The sequence below is a fragment of the Citreicoccus inhibens genome (assembly GCF_019039035.1).
GTDB classification, from domain to species: domain Bacteria; phylum Myxococcota; class Myxococcia; order Myxococcales; family Myxococcaceae; genus Citreicoccus; species Citreicoccus inhibens.
This window is the reverse complement of record NZ_JAHNZT010000001.1, coordinates 408,581-425,922: the sequence shown is the minus strand read 5'-3', so window position 1 is coordinate 425,922 and position 17,342 is coordinate 408,581. Positions and strand designations below refer to the sequence as shown.

9 protein-coding genes are annotated in these 17,342 nt (G+C 68.7%); 4 read left to right on the top strand and 5 right to left on the bottom strand.

The genetic code is table 11. From position 1 onward, the window contains the following. Window positions 1-2 precede the first annotated feature (2 nt). The gene (locus tag KRR26_RS01645; RefSeq protein WP_120205063.1) at window positions 3-1,031 is read right to left on the bottom strand and encodes a hypothetical protein; all 1,029 of its coding nucleotides are present in this window, start codon (window positions 1,029-1,031) and stop codon (window positions 3-5) included. 283 nt (window positions 1,032-1,314) lie between these two features. Here KRR26_RS01645 and nfi point away from each other — a divergent pair, with 283 nt between their 5' ends. After that, window positions 1,315-2,088: a deoxyribonuclease V gene (gene nfi / locus KRR26_RS01640; RefSeq protein ID WP_120205065.1), complete on the top strand. Its 774-nt coding sequence runs from the start codon at window positions 1,315-1,317 to the stop codon at window positions 2,086-2,088. Here the strand turns inward: nfi and KRR26_RS01635 are convergent. Then, entirely contained in the window at window positions 2,051-2,242 is a 192-nt protein-coding gene (locus KRR26_RS01635) for a DUF2905 domain-containing protein (RefSeq protein WP_328707040.1), read from the bottom strand. The genes nfi and KRR26_RS01635 overlap by 38 nt on opposite strands. Before the next feature lie 158 nt (window positions 2,243-2,400). On the opposite strand from KRR26_RS01635, the gene KRR26_RS01630 reads away from it, so the two are divergent. The 3 genes from KRR26_RS01630 (at window position 2,401) to KRR26_RS01620 (ending at window position 6,711) form a co-directional block, all read left to right on the top strand. Then, a complete protein-coding gene (locus KRR26_RS01630; RefSeq protein WP_217078961.1) occupies window positions 2,401-3,729 on the top strand; it encodes an FAD-binding oxidoreductase in 1,329 nt (442 codons plus the stop codon). Between the two features lie 18 nt (window positions 3,730-3,747). Next, window positions 3,748-6,093 carry a GMC family oxidoreductase N-terminal domain-containing protein gene (locus KRR26_RS01625; RefSeq protein WP_217078960.1) on the top strand — a complete coding sequence of 782 codons (2,346 nt, stop codon included), beginning with the start codon at window positions 3,748-3,750 and terminating at the stop codon, window positions 6,091-6,093. A gap of 105 nt (window positions 6,094-6,198) precedes the next feature. Next, on the top strand, window positions 6,199-6,711 hold the full coding sequence (locus KRR26_RS01620; protein WP_120205072.1) for a DUF2267 domain-containing protein: 513 nt from the start codon (window positions 6,199-6,201) through the stop codon (window positions 6,709-6,711). Between the two features lie 9 nt (window positions 6,712-6,720). Here the strand turns inward: KRR26_RS01620 and KRR26_RS01615 are convergent, their stop codons facing one another. The 3 genes from KRR26_RS01615 to KRR26_RS01605 all read right to left on the bottom strand — a co-directional run bounded on the left by KRR26_RS01615 (window position 6,721) and on the right by KRR26_RS01605 (window position 17,339). Next, window positions 6,721-8,109, bottom strand: coding sequence for an MFS transporter (locus KRR26_RS01615; RefSeq protein ID WP_217078959.1), 1,389 nt, complete (start codon window positions 8,107-8,109; stop codon window positions 6,721-6,723). Further along, a complete protein-coding gene (locus tag KRR26_RS01610) occupies window positions 8,106-15,443 on the bottom strand; it encodes a non-ribosomal peptide synthetase (protein ID WP_217078958.1) in 7,338 nt (2,445 codons plus the stop codon). Before KRR26_RS01610 ends, KRR26_RS01615 begins: the two co-directional genes overlap by 4 nt. Before the next feature lie 72 nt (window positions 15,444-15,515). Continuing rightward, a complete protein-coding gene (locus tag KRR26_RS01605) occupies window positions 15,516-17,339 on the bottom strand; it encodes a DHHA1 domain-containing protein (RefSeq protein ID WP_217078957.1) in 1,824 nt (607 codons plus the stop codon). Window positions 17,340-17,342: the final 3 nt, after the last annotated feature.

The window sequence follows — 17,342 nt, the reverse complement described above, 5'->3', positions numbered from 1 at the left end:
ACCTACTGCCAGCAGCCGTACACGTTGCCGCCGGAGTTCCACTGGACCTGGTGCGAATAGTCCGTGGCCCAGAGCGTGGTGTTGACGGGGTGCACGCCCCAGCCGCCAATCCGGTCCGGGCTGATGGACGTGGCGGTGGCATTGCCGTCGTTCTTCGTCGCGCGCCAGATGACGCTGGTGCTGGTGTCGCAGCGATTGCTCGTCATGCAGTTGGCCACCTGGTTGCCAGCGTTACCGCAGACGTTCCAGAAGACCGGGCAGATGACCGTCAGCGCCGCGTTCTGGAACCAGCCGAGCGACTCCTTACAGTGATTGTAGATGCCTGTGTAGAGCGAGTCCGCAGCGGAGGCGATGCGGTCGTGGGGATAGGTGTACGCGCTCACGAAGCCGCGCCCCGCGTAGTTGTGGGCATAGGCGAGGAACGTCGAGCACACCATGCCATTGTTCACCGAGTTTCCCGGCAGGGACGCGACCGACTCCAGGTCTCGGTATTGATAGAGCGAATAGCTGACGCGATCGCCATTGCGGAGCGGCCGGTCGATGACCTGACTGGAGTCCACCAGCGAGGCATCGGTCGTATAGGGGTGGTTGAACCACATCGTGTCCGCCACGGTGGCGGCGCCGGTGGCGTCCCCCAATTGCCAGGCGATGAACTCGGGGCCTGAGCCGTCCGGGTCATAGAGATAATGATAGATGCCGCCCTGGTTGATCTGCTCCAGGCCCGGATAGCCATACTGGAGTTGTGTGGCATTGAGCGGCGTTGCACAGACCGAGGGCCACCCGTTCTGCGCGGGGTCCTTCATCGTCGCGTGCGTCACGCCGCCGTTGGCGCCATGCGAGAGCATGGAGTGCGTGCGGTACTCGCCGACGGCGTTGAGCACGTCCTTGATGGGCCCGTCGCTCCGCGAGAGCACGACGGCGCCGTTGGGTGCGTTCCAACCCGCGCTGGTGGAGCCGCACTCGGACGCGGCGGCGGGCGCCGCGAACCCCAGCGCGGATACCGCGAGACAGCCTGCAAGGACACGACGCATCACGACCTCCCCCCAACGGGCACCGCTCGGGTCCCGGCCCCTTCCGCGATGACTCCCAGGCGCGGCCATGGTGGCGCGGGCTCCAGCGTGAATCGACACTGCTGCCTGGGACGCAAGACTCTACTCCCGGCCTTGCGAGAATTCAGGTCGGGGCGCGGCATCGTCCTACCCGGAGCGTCGTGTGCCCGACGGAGGCTTGTCGCGCATGCGACGCGCGAGGTCCCAGTCTCGCACCCGGTGCACACTTGTTTCCGCGCCGCGGCGCCGCGCCACGAGGATTGGGATGGCTCCCTCCCCACACGACTTGTCCCACTGGGATGTGACCCCCACCGAAGCGGTGGAGCTTCAGCGGCAGCTCCGCGAGCGGTTGGTCCTGCACCCACCTCCAGGGCTGCGCGTCCAGCGCGTGGGGGGCGCGGACATCTCCACGGAGAAGGGGAACGACACGGGCTACGGCGGAGTCGTGGTGTTGGAGGTGCCATCCCTGGCGCCGGTGACCCAGTCGTGTGTCGCGGTCCCATTGCGCTTCCCGTATGTGCCGGGGCTGTTGTCCTTTCGTGAGCTGCCCATCGTGGCGGGAGCTTGGGCACGGCTCGACCCGAAGCCCGACCTGCTCGTGTTCGATGGACACGGGACAGCGCATCCGCGCCGCGTGGGCCTGGCTTGTCATGGCGGACTGCTGTTCGACATCCCGTCCATTGGCTGCGCCAAGTCCTTGCTGGTGGGCAGCTTCGGGAAGTTGAAGGCGTCTCGGGGCGCAACCGCTCCCATCACCCACAAGGGCGAGGTCGTGGGCATGGCCGTGCGCACCCGCGCGTCCGTGCAGCCGGTCTATGTCTCCCCGGGTCACTTGATGGACCTGGAGACGGCGGTGGAGTGGGTGTTGAAGCTGAGCCCCCGCTATCGCGAGCCCGAGACGACGCGCCACGCACATCGCTTGGTGAATGCGTTCCGCCGCGCGCGCGGCGAAGCAGCCGAAGCAGGGCTGCCCCGGTCGAAGTCGAGCGCTCCGAAGCTCCCTAGAGCATCCGACGCACCACGTAGGCGACGAGGCTGAATACCAAGGAGAGCAACAGCATGGATGTAAGCGGGATGTATACCCGCGTATGCTCGGTCTCGAAGCGCAGGTCGCCCGGCAGTCGCCCGAACCACGACAGCGCCCCCGTGCCTACCAGCAGGCCGATGAGCATCAGCGCCGCGCCCGCGACCACGAGCAGTCCTCCCGTGGATCTCACGTGTCCTCCGTTCGGGCGGATCTAGCCTCGGTCCTCGGGGTGTGCGGGCCCGCCCCGGGGTCGGACTCAAGGATTCGGAATCCGGACGTTCTGCCTGGGCGATGGAGAGCCCGCCCTCGCGGGACCTGGTTGAGATGACGTCCTTCTACTCTCGCTCTCGTGGGGCTGCCCACGCCGCGGCTGCCCCGGGCAAGGTCTACCGGCCGCGCACCCCCGATGAGGTGGTGGCGGCGGTGCGTGAGGCCCATTCCCTGGCGCAGCCACTGGTCCTCCGGGGTGGGGCGTCCACGGGCCAGACGCCTGTTCCTCCAGGTGGGGCCGTGCTGTCCCTGGCGAGCTTGGAGCGCATCGCGGCACTCGATGAAGGGGCGCGCACCGTGACGGTGGAGGCCGGCGCGCGGCTCGAAAGCGTGGATGCCTATCTGCTGGCGCGTGGCTTCGGGCTGCCCATCGGAAGTGGAGACGCGCGGACCACCGCGGGCGGCTGGGCGTCGATGGGGGGCGCGGGCCCGGCCTCGCTGCGCCATGGACTGTTCATCGACAATGTGCGGGAGCTCGAGTACGTGACGTGGGAGGGCGTCCTGCGTCGCTGTGGCCGCGCACACGAGCCCCGGGTGTTCCAGCGGCTCCTGGGGGGAGCGGGGCGCTACGGCGTGCTCGTCCGACTGATGCTCGACATCCTGCCTGGGGACAAGCGGGAGCCTCGGCTGCTTCGGACGTCCGTGAGCGCGCGGGGGTTGGAGGACTTCGTGCGCGGAACGCTCGCACGAGTCCAAGAGCCGGACGATGCGCGCATGGCCTTGGGCGTATACGCCGAAGGAGGAACCGCGACGCGTCGCTGGGGTTGGGGTCGTTTTTCGACGTACCGAGACGTGCCGCTGCGCTCCCTGGGCTTGCTGACGCGGGCCTGGACGCAGGGCACTTGGACGGGAGCCCGTCGCATCGCGGGCTGGGGCTCGCGCGGGGTGGGGCGGGTTCGCGCGGGCCTGTGGCTTGTGGGTGGGTTGCTCCATCCCCGTCTGGCATCCATTCATGACGTGGAGCAGTTGCCCGTGGGGGCGTGTGATGGCGTGGGGCTCCTCGTGCCCGCGGAGCATTATGGCGAGCTGTTGTTGGCGGTCTTTCCGCTGCTGCGGAGGGCCTGCGCGGACCAGGGGGATGCGGTCCTGCGTGTGACAGTGCTGCCCGTTCGCTCGGGCATGTTGGGGCAAGGCGACTCCTCGCGGCGCTACTGCGAACTGGTGTTCCAGTCCGGCGCGGGGCTGGCATCCCAGGTGGCGGAGCGCACGGCGGGCGTGGGTGCCGAGCTGGACGTGGCATGCGCTCGGTACGAGGCGCGGCGCTTCCCGGAGCCGACGGCGCCTCGGGAGCCTTCGCCGCTCCATGAAGTGGATCTCCTCTCGCGGGACGCGCAGCATCCTCCCGCGCCAGCGGCGCCACGCGGCCTGCGGCTGGTGGACTAGAAACAGGAGTCACGCGCGATGCAGAAGGTGTCTTCACCGTGGAACGAACTGGAACCGCACTACCCCGTGGTGGTGGTGGGGTCTGGTTATGGCGGCGCCATCACGGCCAGTCGCCTGTCGCGCGCCGGTCAACAGGTCTGCGTGCTGGAGCGAGGCAAGGAGCTTCGCCCAGGGGACTATCCGACGACCGCCTCGCAGGCGCTGAGCGAGTTCCAGCTCCACCTGCCGCCCGGTTCGGGTGACATGGACGTGGGATCGCCCACCGGCATGTTCGAGCTGCACCGCAACGGCGATCTGTCTGTCATCACGGGCTGCGGTCTGGGCGGAACGTCTCTCATCAACGCGAACGTGGTGCTGCGGCCGGATCCGCGCGTCTTCGAGGACGTGAAGTGGCCCACCGCGGTGCGCGCGGATGTGTCGGGGTTGCTGGAGGATGGCTTCCACCACGCCGAGCAGATGCTCCGGCCCACGCCGTATCCGCACGACGCGCCCGCGCTGCCCAAGCTGCGGACGTTGGCTCGCTCGGCGGAGCATCTGGGCGGGCGGCTCGTGCGTCCTCCGCTGGCCGTGACCTTCGAAGAGGGAGTGAATCCCGCGGGCGTGCGGCAGTCCGCGTGCAACCTGTGCGGGGATTGCTCGACGGGCTGCAACACCGGCGCGAAGAACACGGTGTTGATGAACTACCTGCCGGACGCGCAGCGCCACGGGGCTCGCATCTTCACCGAGGTGGCGGTCCGCTACATCGCGCGCGAGGGTGAACGCTGGCGCATCTACTATCGCCCGTTGAACGCGGGGCGAGAGAAGTTCGGCGCGCCGGACCTGTCGCTCACCGCGGACCGGGTGGTCCTCTCGGCGGGGACCATGGGCACGGCGGAGATCCTCCTGCGCTCCCATGCCCTGGGCCTGAGCATGTCCAAGCGCCTGGGCCAGCACTTCAGCGCCAACGGCGACGTGATGGGGTTTGGCTACAACCTGGACGAGCGCGTGCACGCGGTGGGGCATGGCGCGCGCGACCCCGCGACGCGCGAGCCCGTGGGGCCCTGCATCGCGGGCATCATCGATCAGCGGGACACGGTGCGGCAGGAGGATGGAATGGTCATCGAGGATGGCGTCATCCCCGGTGCGTTCGCGTCGCTCATGCCCGGGCTGCTCGCGGGAGTCGCCGCGCTGGTGGGCGAGGACACCGACAGCGGCATGGTGGACTGGGTGAAGGAGCGGCTGCGTCAGGTGGACAGCCTGGTGCGCGGCGCGGACCACGGCGCGGTGGAGAACACGCAGACGCTGTTGGTCATGTCTCACGATGACGGCTCGGGTGAGCTGCGCTTGGAGGGAGACAAGGTCCGCGTGCACTGGCCGCGCTTGGGTGAGCAGCCTGTCTTCACTCGGGTGGATGAACGATTGCGGCGCGCCACGGAGGCGCTCGGCGGGACGTTCGTGCGCTATCCGCTCTGGTCCAAGCTGACGGGCAACGAGCTGCTGTGCACCCATCCGCTGGGCGGCTGCGTGATGGCCGACCGCGCGGAGGAGGGCGTGGTGGACCATGAGGGGCGCCTGTTCTCCGGCGACTCCGGCGTCGGGGTCCACGAGGGGCTCTACGTGTGCGACGGCTCGGTGATTCCGCGGGCGCTGGGCACGAACCCGCTGCTCACCATCTCCGCGGTCGCCGAGCGCGCGTGCGCGCTGATGGCGCGGCGCAATGGCTGGCACATCGACTACACGCCGCTGGCCGAGGCCCCTGCACCCGCGAAGGACGTGCCCGTGGGCGTGCAGTTCACGGAGACCATGCACGGCTACGTGTCCTCGGCCATCACCGCGGACTACCGCGAGGCGGGGGACCCTCAGCGCGCGGATGCGGCACCGTTCCGGTTCATCCTCACGGTGCGCACCGACGACCTGGACGCCACGCTGCGTGAGCCGCGCCACGCACTGCGACTCGCGGGCACTGTGAGCGCTCCGGGGCTGGATTCGCGTCCGCTCATGGTGACGGGCGGTGAGCTGCAATTGATGACGCGCGAGGATGCGCGGCCCGGCGGCCGGCGCATGGTGTACCTGCTGCATCTGCAGTCCGAGGCAGGCGCGCGCTATTACCTCCAGGGCTTCAAGGACGTGCATGACGACCCGGGCCTGGACCTGTGGTCCGACACCACCACGTTGTTCGTCTCGCTCCATCGGGGTGAGGGGCCCTCGGCGCCGTGCATCGGTCGGGGTTACCTGCGGCTCACGGCGGAGGAGTTCGCGCGTCAGCTCACCACCCTGCGGGTGACGAACGCGCGGGACACCTCGCAGCGGTTGGCGGCGGTGGCTCGGTTCGGGAGCTTCTTCTTCGGCGCGCTCTACGAGACGTACGTGCGCGTGGCCGCGTAGCAGGAGGGACTCCGAGGGCTTGTCGGGCGGCTCGGTCCGACGTGCCCTCGGGGGAGGCCATGGGCAACCTGATGCCCACAGAGGGCAAACACAGGAGCGGATTCCATGGCCGACCATCGCGAGGATTCACGTCCGGACACCGAGTCGGGCGAGGAGCGCACGGAGACGCGGCGCGAGCTGACTCTGGAGGAGCGCCGAGCGCGCCGCAGTCAGATGCGGTCGAGCCAGACATACGCTGCCTTCCTCAAGCGCTTGTGCGAGCGCGGCGGCATGTCTCCCAGCGTGGCTCAGCAGGCGGCGGTGTCTGTGTTGTGCGCGCTCGAGCAGCGCATCTACAGCGAAGAGGCGAGCGACCTGGAGGCGCAGCTCCCGCGCCGCCTGACGGAGTTGCTCCATCGCTGTGAGCGTCACGAAGGCGAGGCGCGTCCGGCGAAGTTCGGCCGTGAAGAGATGCTCCGCTGGGTGGGAGAGGATCTCGCCTTGAATCCTGATGCCGTGGAGCCCGTGGTCCGTGCCGTGCTGGATTCACTGCGGCATCAGATCAGCGAAGGCGAAGCCGAGGACGTGATGGCTCAGCTCCCGGAGGACTTGCGCCACCTGTGGCAGCGCGAAATCTGAGTCACGCCGTCAGGTCGCGGGAGTGACTTGAGCGGGCGTCGCCTCCGCCACGGTCTCAGGCAGCGCGTCGGGGAGTTCGTCCTCGATGTTGCGGATGTGCGGTGACAGGTACGACAGCACGCTCTGCACCATCATCCCCAGACTCATCAACAGGAAGAGCAAGGCGATGCCTCGGCCGGGGCCGGTGCCAATGAACTGGCCCACGCTGTTCGCCAGCAGGCCCGTGGGCGCGAGCCAAGGCTCGAACAGCTTGTCCGCGATGGGGCCTCCCAGCAGCGCGGCGAGGGGCGGCGCGCTCAGGCTGATCATCCGCCGAACGGAGAACACGCGCCCCTGAAGCGCGGGCGGGACCTTGCTTTGCCAGAGCGAGGACAAGCACCCCACGATGATGGGCGAGCACGACAGGTAGAAGAACGCCGCGGTCGCGATGACGACGGCCGTGGGCGGCATGGCCGCGGCGAGCAGCACGAACGAGGACAGCAGGTAGAAGCCCAGGATGCCGTGGATGCGGCGCTTGGGGCCCCCCCACACGCTCATGGCGATTCCGCCCGCGACCATTCCCAGGCCGGAGAACGACATGACGCGACCCAAGGTCGAGACGTCCGAGAAGGCCAGCACGAGCGGCGTGATGAGCGAGGCGACCATCCCCACGTTGAGATTGAGGAAGAGGACGAACACCACGAGTTGGAGCAGGCCCCGCCGCTGTCGGATGAAGTGCCAGCCCTCGGTGACGTCGCGTCGGAGGCTGGGGGTGCCGACCTGATCCGAGGCGAGCGGGGGAGGCCGAGGCAGGCGGACGATGAGCAGGGTGGAGATGGAGAACACGAAGGACATCACGTCCATGAACACGATGCCCTTCAACCCGACGCGCCCCACCAACGCCCCCGCGACGATGGGCGAGAGGATCTGCCCAGCGCCGAACGCCAGCTCGATGAGGCCGTTCGCACGGCCGAGCTGGTGCTTCGGAACGAGCAGCGACGTGGTCGCGTAATACGCCGGTCCATGCAGGGCGACGAACGCCGAACTCAGCGCGATGAGGACGTAGAAGTGCCAGGTCTCCAGCTTCCAGCGCCCCGCGTCGCTGGCCACGAGCATCACCCAGATGAGCGCGGAGGAGAGCCCGGCGCCCACGTCGCTCAACAGGATGGCGCTGCGCCGGTCCCACCGGTCAACCAGCGCTCCGGCGATGGGGGACACGAGTGCCAGGGGCACGAAATAGAAGAAGCTGAAGAGGGAGTACTCGGTGATGGAGCCCGTGCGATGGTAGACGACGGTGCCAATGGCGAAGCTCATCAGCCCCGAGCCAAACCAGGACACGGCGAGCCCCGCCCAGGTGATGAAGAAGACGCTCGAAGGGTGGGTGATGGCCCGCGTGCTGGAGGGGGATGCCGTCGTCACGTGAGTCCACCTGCCCGCGAGCGGGACGCGAGGGCGCTCGCCACGGCCTCTACGTGAGGGGACCGCAGGATGCTGAAATGATCTCCGGGCACGTCCACCACCTCGACTTGGGAGGCGAGCACGCTCCACCCCCGGGTTCGGTCTGCTCCCTCGTCCACGGCTGCTTCGGTGCCGCGAAGCAGGGTGATGGGGAGGTTCAGCGGACGAAGGGTGTGCTGATAGAGCGCGGTTGCGCAAGCCGTGAAGACGCGCTGGAGCGTCCGCAGGTGGTCGAGCCCCTCGTCGGGACCGAAGACACCCATGCGGCGGCCTTCTTCCAGCAAGTGCCCAAGCAGCGCGTGGGAGTCATCGGGCGAGACGTGGGCGGGAAGCTCCAACGAGAGTCCGGTCGTCTGCGCGAGGTTCGCCGCGAAGAGGCTGCCCAGCGTCGCCGCGTCCACGATGCGAGTGCCTTGTGCGTAGGCGCTGGGGCTCGGCTCGATGAAGAGAACTGGCTCCACGCGCTCACCCCGGGCCTGGAGCAACCGCGCCATCTCGAACGCGACGATGGCGCCCATGGACCAGCCTCCCAGGTGGTACGGCCCGACGGGCTGCACGGTCTGGAGGGCCTGCACATAGTGCGCTGCCATGGCCTCGACCGTGTCGAGCGGAGGATGTCCTCCTTCGAGCCCGCGGGCTTGCAGCGCGTAGAAGGGCCGGTCGGGCTCGAGCTGACGCGCCAGCTCCGCGTAGCCCAGCACGGTGCCGCCGATGGCATGGACGAAGAAGCGTGGCGGCTTCGTGCCTTGGGGGCGAAGGGGGACAAGTACCTCGGAGTGCGCCGCGTCCAGATGGAACGTGGAGAGCGGCTGCTCGGGATTCGCCACGCCCCAGGCGAGCAGCGCGCGCAGTTGTTCCGCCATGCGCGACGCCGAGGACGGTGCGAAGAGGTCGCTGTTGTATTCGAGCACGCCGGAGAGGCCGCTGGGCTCGTCCCACAGCGCGAGCGTCAGGTCGAACTTCGCCGAATGGCGCTCCACGTCCACGAAGTCGAGTGAGAGCCCCGGGCCCATGGGCTGCGATACCGGGGCATTCTCCAGGACGAAGAGCACCTGGAAGAGGGGCGCACGGCTCGCGTCGCGCACGGGCAGCACGGCCTCCACGACGCGCTCGAAGGGGACATCTTGGTGGGCGTAGGCGCCCAGCGTGACGTCGCGCACCCGCTTCAGCAGCGCGCGGAAGTCGAGCGTGCGGTCCATCTGGGCGCGCAGGGCGAGCGTGTTCACGAAGCAGCCAATCAAGCCCTCCAGCTCCGCGTCTCCGCGTCCCGCGATGGGAGAACCGACCACCACGTCGAGCTGTCCCGAGAGGAGGGAGAGCAAGGCCTGGAGCCCCGTCAGCAACAGCATGAATGGCGTGACGCCCTCGCGCGCGCACAGCGCCGAGATGGCTCGCGTGAGCTCTACGCCCAACTTCACGGGCACGCGCCCGCCTCGGAAGGTCTGCACGGCGGGCCGGGGCTTGTCGGTGGGGAGGGGCAGGGCCGTGGGCACTCCCGCGAGCTGGCGGCGCCAGTAGTCCAGCTGGGAGTCCAGCACGTCGCCGCGCAACCACTGTCGCTGCCACAGCGCGTAGTCCACGTACTGCGATGACAGCGCGGGCAGCCGTGTGTCCTGGCCTGCCGCGAACGCCGCGTACAGCGAGGACAGTTCGCGGATGAGGATGGCGGACGACCAGCCGTCGGAGATGATGTGGTGCATCGTCACGACGAGGAGGTGATGTTGCTCGGTGCGGCGGATGAGCAGCCCTCGCACGAGCGGGCCGCGCGTGAGGTCGAAGGGCCGCTCCGCCTCGTCGCTGGCCAGCGCGAGTGATTCGCGCTCCTGCTCCGATTCGGGCAGGTCTTGCAGGTCGATGAGCCGCATGTCGGGAGCGGCGTCCTCGTGAATGTGCTGATGCGGTCCTTCCTCGTCCGCGAGGAAGCGGGTGCGCAGGCTCTCATGGCGCTGGAGGAGGGCTTGGAAGGCGCGCACGAGCGCACGGGGATTGAGCGGTCCCCTCAGGCGCAGCGCCGCGAGGATGGTGTAGGCGGTGCTGCCAGGTTCGAGTTGGTCGAGCAGCCACAGCCGCTGCTGCGCGAAGGACAGCGGCAGCCTGGCGCCACGAGGCACGGGGAGCAGAGGCGGAATGATGGGGCGCGCGTCGCCCTGCTCCCGAGCCGCCTCCACTCGCTGCGCGAGGGCCCCGAGCGTGGGGGCTTCAAAGAAGGCACTCAAGGGTAACTCGACGCGCAGCGACGCGCGCAGCCGAGCGGCCACCTGAGTGGCCATCAAGGAGTGACCGCCCAGTTCGAAGAAGTGGTCCTGAAGTCCCGCGCGCTCCAATCCCAGCACCTGTCGCCAGAGGCCTGAGAGCAACGCCTCGGTGGGGGTGCTCGGGGCCTCATAGGGGCGCGTGCTCGCGCGCTCGGCGACGGGGGCGGGCAGGGCCCTGCGATCGACTTTTCCATTGGGGTTCAGCGGGAGCGTGTCCAACACGACGAACGCCGAGGGGACCATGAACTCCGGGAGGCGCTGGCGCAGGCTCTGCCGCAGCGTCGGCACGTCCAGTGTCTGTCCTTCGTGCGCGACCACATAGGCCACGAGTCGCTTGTCGCCAGCGTGGTCCTCGCGCGCCATGACCACGGCCTCGCGCACCACCGGCTGCGCCTGGACCGCGGTCTCCACCTCGCCCAGTTCGATGCGGAAGCCGCGAATCTTCACCTGGAAGTCATTGCGGCCCAGGTACTCCAGCGCACCGTCCTCGCGATACCGCACGCGGTCGCCGGTCTTGTACATGCGCGAGCCCGCGGACTCGAAGGGCGCGGGGATGAAGCGCTCCGCGGTGAGGTCGGGGCGGTGAAGGTAGCCGCGCGCGAGGCCGTCTCCCGCGAGGTACAGCTCCCCCGTGGCGCCGACGGGCACGGGCTGGAGCCGCGCGTCCAATACGTAGGCGCGCGTGTTGGTGATGGTCCGGCCGATGTTGGGCACCTCGCCGCGCTGCACGTGGGCATAGGTGGAGTACGTGGTGTCCTCCGAGGGGCCGTAGAGGTTGTACAGGTGCTCGACGGTGGGGACCTCGAAGACCTGTCGGGCCAGGGGCGCGGGCAGCGCCTCGCCCGCGAGGTTGACGGTGCGGACCGAGGGCGGCAGCGCCCCGAGCCGCAGGAGCTGGGCCATGGCGGAGGGCACCGTGTTGAGCAGGGTGACCTCGGCGGCCTCGGGCAGCTCGGCCAGATGCAAGGCATTGCACGCGACGATGACAGTGCCGCCTCGACTCAGCGGCGCGAAGACCTCGAACACGGAGAGGTCGAAGTTGACGGACGTGCAGGCCAGGACACCGCGCAGCTCCTCGGCGGAGTAGATGGCATGGGCCCACGCGAGGAAGGCCACCGCGCTGTGATGCGTGATGGCGACACCCTTGGGGCGCCCCGTGCTGCCCGACGTGTAGATGAGATAGGCGAGGTTCTGCGACGTCGCGGCGGGTTCGAGCGCATCGGTGGATTCGCGCGCCAGCGCTTCCTGCTCCGTGTCCAGACAGACCACCCGCGCGTCGTACGGAGGCAGCGACGGGAGCAGATGGGAGTGCGCGACGAGCGCCGGGCCTCGCGCATCCTCCAGGAGATACGCCAGCCGCTCGCGAGGATACGTGGGGTCGAGCGGGACATAGGCTGCTCCGGCCTTGAGGATGCCCAGCATGCCCACGACCATGTCGGCCCCACGTTCGACGCACAGTCCGACGCGGACCTCGGGGCCCACGCCCAGCGAGCGCAGATGTCGCGCGAGCTGGTTGGCGCGAGCGTTGAGCTGTCGGTAGGTGAGCCGGGCCCCGCCCGCGACCACCGCCACGGCATTGGGGGTCCGCTGGGCCTGCGCCTCGACGAGCTGGTGCATGCAAACACCGCGAGGGAAGTCCGCGGCCGTGTTGTTCCACTCCACCAGGACACGATGCCGTTCCTCGGGGGAGATCTCCGTGGCGCGGCCCTCCTCGTGCGCCGTCATGGAGCTGGGCGCGGGCCCCTCGGGTGCGTCATCGACATGCAAGGGTATGGCGGGGCGCCGCTCGCGCTGGCCTGTCGCGGCGGTGGGCGTCGCGTGCTCGGTGCCCAGCGCGCGGGTGTCATCCACCAGCTTCGCGAGCTGCTGGACAGTCGAGTGCTGGAAGAGAACGCGGAGCGGCAGCTCGACGCCGAAGCGGGCGCGCAGTCGCGCGAGGACGCGGGTCGCGAGCAGCGAGTTACCCCCCAGTCGGAACAGGTCGTCCTTCGCGCCGACGTCCCGCACGCTGAGCAGCTCCTCGAACAGCGCGGCGACCTCGCGCTCGGTGGGCGTGCTCGGCGCCACGCGGGCTTCCTCGGTGCGCTCGACTGTGGGGGCGGGGAGCGCCTTGCGCTCGACCTTTCCGTTCGGGTTGAGCGGCAGTGACTCCAACACGACGAACGCGGAGGGCACCATGTACTCCGGCAGCCGTGCCGTGAGGGCGGTGCGCAGGGCCTCGCCATCCACCACGCTTGGTCCGCCTCGGCCGGCGACATAGGCCACGAGCCGCTTGTCTCCGGGGACGTCCTCGCGCGCGAGCACCACGGCCTGCTGCACACCGGGCTGTTGCTCCAGCGCGGCTTCAATCTCACCCAGCTCGATGCGCAGGCCGCGCACCTTCACCTGGAAGTCGGCGCGGCCCAGGTACTCGATGTTCCCGTCGGGCAGCCAGCGCGCCACGTCCCCCGTGCGATACAGGCGCGCGCCCGGCGTATCGCTGAACGGGTCGGGGATGAATCGCTCGGCGGTGAGGTCCGGACGCGATTGATAGCCACGCCCCACCTGGACGCCCCCGATGAACAGCTCGCCCGCGACGCCCACGGGCACGGGGCTCATGCGCGAATCGAGCAGCCGGATGGAGGTGTTCGCCACCGGCCGACCAATGGGCACCGAGCGTCGTCCATCGGCGGGCTTGCAGGCGAAGGCGGTGACGTCCACGGCGGCCTCGGTGGGCCCGTAGAGGTTGTGCAGCTCCGCATGCGGGAGTCGTTGGAGACAGCGCTCCTTCAGCTCCAAGGGCAGCGCCTCGCCACTGCACACCAGGCGCTTCACCGAACGACAGCGCGCCTCGCCGGACTCCTCGAGGAACACCTGGAGCATGGATGGGACGAAGTGCAGCGTGGTGACTCGCTCGGCCTCGATGGTCCGCGCGAGATAGGCGGGCTCTTGATGTCCTCCCGGGCGCGCCACCACCAGCCGCGCGCCGACCATGAGGGGCCAGAAGAACTCCCATACGGACACGTCGAAGCTGAACGGTGTCTTCTGAAGGACCACGTCCTCGGCGCCCAGGCGATATTCGCCCTGCATCCACTGGAGCCGATTCACGACAGGGCGATGCGCATTCATCGCGCCCTTGGGCCGGCCAGTGCTGCCCGAGGTGAAGATGATGTACGCGAGGTTCTCGGCCGTGGCCCAGGGCTCGGGAGCATGGGACGGGTGGCGCGCGATGTCCTCCGCCTCGGTGTCCACGCACACCACGCGGGCGTCGTGCGGAGGCAGCACGGACAACAGCGGGTGCTGCGCCACCAGGACGGTGGGCCGGGCATCCTCGAGCATCCAGGTCAGGCGCTGCGCCGGATAGCCGGGATCCATCGGGACATAGGCGCCGCCCGCCTTGAGTGTGGCGAGCAGGGAGATGACCAGCTCCAGCGACCGTTCAAGGCATATGCCCACACGCGACTCGGGGCCCACGCCTTGCGCGCGCAGGTGGTGCGCCAGTTGATTGGCACGTTGGTCAACCTGTTGGTACGTGAGGGATTGGCCCTCGAAGGTGAGCGCCACGGCGTGTGGGGTGCGCTGGGCTTGGGCCTCGATGAGCGTGTGGATGCACGCCTGCTGTGGGAACGCGTCACGCGCGCCATGCCACTCCACGAGGACTTGATGCCGCTCCGCCTCTGACAACAAGGGTAGGTCCGCGATGCGTGCGTCCGGATTCGCGAGCGCGCCTTCGAGGAGCAGGCGCAGGTGTCCAAGCAGGCGCACCATCGTCGGTGCTTCGAAGAGGTCGGTGTTGTACTCGGCGCTGAGCTGAAGGGTGTCGGGCAGCTCCATCGCGTAGAGCGTCAGGTCGTGCTTGGTCGTCTCGGTGGTGACGGGAAGCGGCTCCATCCGGAGCCCCTGGGCCTGGAGTGGCGACGCGGGCGCGTTCTGGTGAATCAGCATCACCTGGACGATGGGCAGGTGACTGGAGCTGCGCTCGGGTTTGAGGGCCTCGACCAGTTTCTCGAAGGGCACGTCCTGGTGGTCGTAGGCCTTGAGCGTCGTGTCCTGCACCCGCTCCAGCAGCTCGCGGAACGTCAGGCTTCCGGACAGGGCCGTGCGCAGTGGGAGGGCGTTGATGAACAGGCCGATGAGGCCCTCCACCTCGGCCCGGCCGCGACCGGAGACGAGCGTCCCGACCGTCAGGTCCGTCTGCCCGGTGTAGCGATGGAGCAGGACGTCGAAGGCGGCGAGGAGGATGACGAACAGTGTCTTGCCTTCGTGCTGACTGAAGTCCCGCAGGCTCTGCGTGAGCGAGGGCGAGAGCAGCGACACCTGTCGAGTCCCCCGGTTCCCGAGCGTCGCGGGCCTTGGCTTGTCAGCCGGAAGCTCGATGCGGGAGTGCGGATCCAGCCGCGCGCGCCAGAAGGCGAGCTGTGCCTCCAGCACGCCCCCGAGCAACCACTGTCGTTGCCAGACGGCGAAGTCCGCGTACTGGAGCGGCAGCGCTGACAAGGTCGCGGGGCGCTCTTCCAGGAAGGCGACGTAGAAGGCCGCCAACTCCCGGACGAGCACGCCCATGGACCAACCGTCCGCGATGATGTGATGCAGGTTGAGCAGGAGCAGGTGCTCATCCGCGCGCACCGGATACAACGTGGCGCGCATGAGCGGGCCCTGCGCCAGCACGAAGGGGCGCCGCGCCTCGTTGGCGATGTGCTCCCAGGCTCGGGTCTCTCGCTCGGTGGACGGATGCTCCGGAAGCGCCACCACGGTGAGCGAGAGGGGCTGTGTGGGCGTGATGACCTGGATCGGCTGGCCGTCCTGCTCGGGGAGCACCGTGCGCAGCGGTTCGTGGCGATCCACCAACTGCTGGAGACTGGCTTTGAGCGCGTCCAGGTGGAGCGTGCCCGTGAGGCGCACCACCGCGGGCATGTTGAACAGCGCGCTACCGGGACTCCACTGGTCCAGGAACCACATGCGCTCCTGGGAGAACGAGGGCGGCGCGTGTCGATGAGGTTGTGTCTTCTCGCGCAGGAGCCTCGCCAGCCGCGCCCGCTTGTCTTCTTGCGTCGGAGCCATCGTGGAGCACACCTCTCTGCAGAGCCGGCGCAGCCAGCGGCTCTGTCGCGGTTGAATGACGGGATGGTGCTGTCAGGCCGGAGGGTTCAGCCGTGCCTGGAGGAAGGCCTGGGTGGCGTCCAGCGCCGCCGCGATGCCCTCCGGTCGAGGCCCCTCGGCCCAGGCAAGCTCGGGGCTGCCCTCGCCCGTGCCGCCCACCGAGGGTGCGGCCTGTGCGAGCAGGATGCCTGCATTCACACCGCGCTCGATGAGGTCGGCGGTCGCCGCGGTGACGAGCCCGACGGTGGAGCCTTGGGTCGCCGCGAGGACGACGGCGGCGTTCGGAGCCGACTTGCGCAGCAGCTCCGCCAACGTGCGCAGGTGATGCAGCGGCGCTTCGCCCAGGTGCTTCGCGACGAGCGTGGTGTCGCCCAACTTCGAGGCTTGCTCCAGGAGTTGACGCGCCTGCTCCGCGCGTTGCGCTCGCCCCGAGGCCTTGCGCGCGCGCTTGTCTTTCTGCATCGCCGACGCGAGCGACTCGCAGCGCTCGCGAAGCGCCGCGACCCGGTCACGGGGGAGCTGCTCATCCTCCAGGCGCTTGGACAATTCCGAGAGCCGGTGGACGCGCTCCAGGCCCTCCAGTGTGGCGGCCTCGTCGAGGGCCTTCTCCAGCGCGTCCAGCTCCTGTCGCAGCAAGAGGACGGACTCCCGCGGACTCAGGAACGGGGGCGCGAAGGTCTCGGGGATGCGGTCGAAGCCGGCGACGTTCTCGTCTCCGTCCACCTGTTTGAGCCGGGCGCGGCTCACGTTCAGGAGGGACTCATTGGCCAGTCGCTGCACCAGCTTCCAGCCACCCCTGCGGCGGGCGGAGAGGTGCTTCAGGTACACCGCGTTGTAGCGGGGCAGGGGCCGGTCGCCTCGCAGTGTCTTGAATTGATCCGCGCCGCCTCCGGTCTCGATGGCGAGCCCACGGTCGAGGGCCTCCATCATCAGGAGGTTGTTGAGCATGCGGTACAGCCCGAGCTCTTGCGGCAGCGTGATGTCGTAACCGGAGAGCGCGCAGTTGACGACGTCGTCCTTGATGGTGATGCCGTAGAACATGTCGACGCGTCCGTCCTTCACGAGCAGGCGGATGCGGTACTTCTCCGAGCGCAGCGCCGCTTCGAAGAACGCGGTCGTGATGGGTGGGTTGGTCGTGTACTTCTCCCGGTTCAGCATCCGGTACAGCTCGGCGAGCCGTGGCGCGCAATCCGGCACGTCCTTCCCCTCGACGAGCTTGTAGTCGGTGGTCTCCACGATGCGGCCGTCGCGGCGGCGGTTCTCCCGTGCCCGTCGGCTCAGCTCCAACCCGAAGGGCAGCAGCATTCGCGTGTGCGTCATGTACGCGAACTCGTAGCCGTGGCCCTTCAAGTGATTGAGCAGCGGGGAGTGGGTGGCGGGATTCAGCGCGGGAAAGACAATCGCGTGATGCGGATAGCGCGACACGAGGAACTCGGTGAGGCGCTTCACCTGGTCCGCGTTCAGGGCCGCTCCCATGTTTCGCATGGTGGGCCAGTTGTCGACCTGCACGCACTTGTCGAGCTGCGCGGCCTTGAGCAGCGACCCCACGCTCCACAGCGCGCTGCTGGCGACGAAGCCGGCGACCGGACTCCAATTGCCCGTCTTGATGGCGGCGCGCTGACTGGTGATGTAGCGCGCGAACATGGAGAAGAAATACGAGTTGTCGTGTGGGGATTCGGTGACGGACAGCGGGATGAGCAGGTCATCCATGGCCAGCAATCGCATGCTGGCTTTGTCTTCGAAGAAGGCTTGTGGGCCCTGTTGGAACAGCGGGACGAGGAAGGTTCTCGCCTGTCGGCCTTCCTCGGTGTCTGGCCAAGGGGCCGCCTCGATCTGGGTCTCGTCGTAGAGGTGCATGGG

Excerpts from the sequence above, each read along its gene's own strand:
- KRR26_RS01610 (WP_217078958.1), bottom strand. The coding sequence starts at position 15,443 with ATGGCTCCGACGCAAGAAGACAAGCGGGCGCGGCTGGCGAGGCTCCTG.
- KRR26_RS01645 (WP_120205063.1), bottom strand. The coding sequence starts at position 1,031 with ATGCGTCGTGTCCTTGCAGGCTGTCTCGCGGTATCCGCGCTGGGGTTC.
- KRR26_RS01630 (WP_217078961.1), top strand. The coding sequence starts at position 2,401 with ATGACGTCCTTCTACTCTCGCTCTCGTGGGGCTGCCCACGCCGCGGCT.
- KRR26_RS01620 (WP_120205072.1), top strand. The coding sequence starts at position 6,199 with ATGGCCGACCATCGCGAGGATTCACGTCCGGACACCGAGTCGGGCGAG.
- KRR26_RS01605 (WP_217078957.1), bottom strand. The coding sequence starts at position 17,339 with ATGCACCTCTACGACGAGACCCAGATCGAGGCGGCCCCTTGGCCAGAC.
- KRR26_RS01625 (WP_217078960.1), top strand. The coding sequence starts at position 3,748 with ATGCAGAAGGTGTCTTCACCGTGGAACGAACTGGAACCGCACTACCCC.
- nfi (WP_120205065.1), top strand. The coding sequence starts at position 1,315 with ATGGCTCCCTCCCCACACGACTTGTCCCACTGGGATGTGACCCCCACC.